The organism is Capnocytophaga sp. oral taxon 326 str. F0382, assembly GCF_000318295.1.
In the GTDB taxonomy this organism is placed as follows: Bacteria; Bacteroidota; Bacteroidia; order Flavobacteriales; family Flavobacteriaceae; genus Capnocytophaga; species Capnocytophaga periodontitidis.
Window position 1 is genome coordinate 1 of the sequence record NZ_KB291367.1, and the last position, 1,973, is coordinate 1,973.

At 38.8% G+C, this 1,973-nt stretch carries 2 protein-coding genes; both read right to left on the reverse strand.

Annotation, left to right across the window (positions count from 1 at the left end):
- Nucleotides 1-243 precede the first annotated feature (243 nt).
- Nucleotides 244-1,377 (reverse strand): clostripain-related cysteine peptidase, encoded by a 1,134-nt coding sequence (locus HMPREF9073_RS01775; RefSeq protein ID WP_009412274.1) that lies wholly within the window; start codon nt 1,375-1,377, stop codon nt 244-246.
- Between the two features lie 114 nt (nt 1,378-1,491).
- Entirely contained in the window at nt 1,492-1,806 is a 315-nt protein-coding gene (locus HMPREF9073_RS01780; protein WP_034555120.1) for a hypothetical protein, read from the reverse strand.
- Between the last annotated feature and the right edge of the window lie 167 nt (nt 1,807-1,973).

The window sequence follows — 1,973 nt, forward strand, 5'->3', positions numbered from 1 at the left end:
TTAAAGTTGTTTTTTTCATATTATTTAGATTAGTAAATGTTTGATAATATGATTTCTAAAACTGAAATATCGGTGTTGGTTGCGAACAGGGCATTAGCCTCTTCGCGTTAGCAGGAAAAGAAGAGTCCTGCAATGGTTAAAATAAACAGATGTTTTTTCATATAAGGTTAGTTTTTAGGATTACGCGACAAAGGTAGAAAATAATTAGCAAATTAGCAAATTTGAGAATTAGAAAATTATAAGCTATTTATACGAGAAATGAAACCTTGTAGCTCTATACCACGACAATTGTTTGTAATAGTTATTCAGCGTTTCATTCTTGCCAAACAAATAAACACTCAGCCCATTGCAATGTGTCAGCGCAATATTAGCAAATCTCGGTGTGTGTCTTTCAATTTTACAAAGCTTTTGCCAAATAGGTTCCATAGCCACAGTAGCTTTGCTCTCCAAAAGCACTTGTTTGAGGTCAAACAAATACTTTTCGTTATTCCTACTGTATTGTTGCAAATGGGCTAAAGACAACTCAGAAGTGTTGAGTTGTTTGCAGAAAGAAGCTAATGCTTCCAACTGCTCACTATCTACCAAAGTAACGGTAGCCGACTGTCGTGCGCCCTCCAAAGCATTGTAATAGTTGTAGTAAGCTTCGGTTGCTTTTTCTAATTGTAATTTCCCTATAAGGTAAGGCAATAGGTGGTGATAAGGAAAACCATCGGCAAGAATTTCGGCAGGCGAAGCAATAAAATAACGGGCAGAATGTCGTAATTCATAGAGCACCTCTACCGACCCCATAAAGCAAGCGTCGAAAAGGATATAATCAAAACGATAAGGGCCTAAAACTTCCGCAAGGTCAGGAAGCTCCATAGCCTCCTCTCGCGGACTCATATCTTTTCCAAACGATTTCACCTCCACTCCTGATTTGTTTTCGGTTTCTATATGATAACCTTCCGGCAACCAAGCATTGCCGTGCGACCAAAGCACAAGTCCTTTATAACGATTGTCGCCTTTGTAATAGCTCAAAGCATCTCTCAACACATTGCTCATTACGGTTTTATCAGTTGAATTTTGTTCGGGGTAAGAAGCGATGATTTTAGAGGCTATTATCTCGGTGGTATCGTGTACAATTTCTAAAAGTACAGGGTGTGAAGGCAAAGCGGTAGAAGTATTACTATCGATATACACCAAGAGTTTGTCTCTTCCGTTAGGCACAAACCCGCGTTCTATTTCGTTGAGGTCTTTTAAGGCATAAGGGGCGAGGTCGTTATCAGCAACCATATACACGAGTGTGATTTCGTGAGGAGGTAAAGGCTCAGGAGTTGGGCTATCTTTTTGGCAAGAAAGTAACCCCAAGCCAATAAGAAGCAAAGAGTAATAACGCATAGTTTATTTTTTAGTCTTGCACAAAGTCAGCGAAAGCCCCCGTTCCCCCGAAGGGGGACAAGCTGGAAGAACAATTGTAAATCATAACTTTAATATATTAAACTGATACAAAAATTAATGAACAATACTAATTTTTCCTTTTGGGCAAATATCGATTGTGAGTTCACTTTTACTACCTTGTATTTGTACTGTGCTTTCCAAGCGTAGGCGTGAAGCCGTGATAGCTACTACTTTATAAGTACCTTTAGGCAAAGTAAATACCTTAGAAACAGTATTGGGTGATAGCTTTTCAGAAAAGTGTTCGCCTACCGAAACGGTTACCGCTTCAAAATAGCGGTTTTGAATGTGTAGAGTATAGTTTTCGGGCTCAATCGCTTCTTTGGAGCAAGAGAACATTACAAATGTAAATAAGAATATAAGGTAGCGCATAGAAAAAAAAGTAAAGGCCTCTGGCAGGGGTTACTGCCAGAGGGGTTAAGGGTTATTTTATTAAGATAAAATCGTTGTTTTTTACGCCGTCGATACGTATTTCTTGAATCTGTCCAGAACAACATTTACCGAGAGTTCCTAAAAACTCTATTTTGTAGGTTTTAGCC

Excerpts from the sequence above, each read along its gene's own strand:
- HMPREF9073_RS01775 (WP_009412274.1), bottom strand. The coding sequence starts at position 1,377 with ATGCGTTATTACTCTTTGCTTCTTATTGGCTTGGGGTTACTTTCTTGC.
- HMPREF9073_RS01780 (WP_034555120.1), bottom strand. The coding sequence starts at position 1,806 with ATGCGCTACCTTATATTCTTATTTACATTTGTAATGTTCTCTTGCTCC.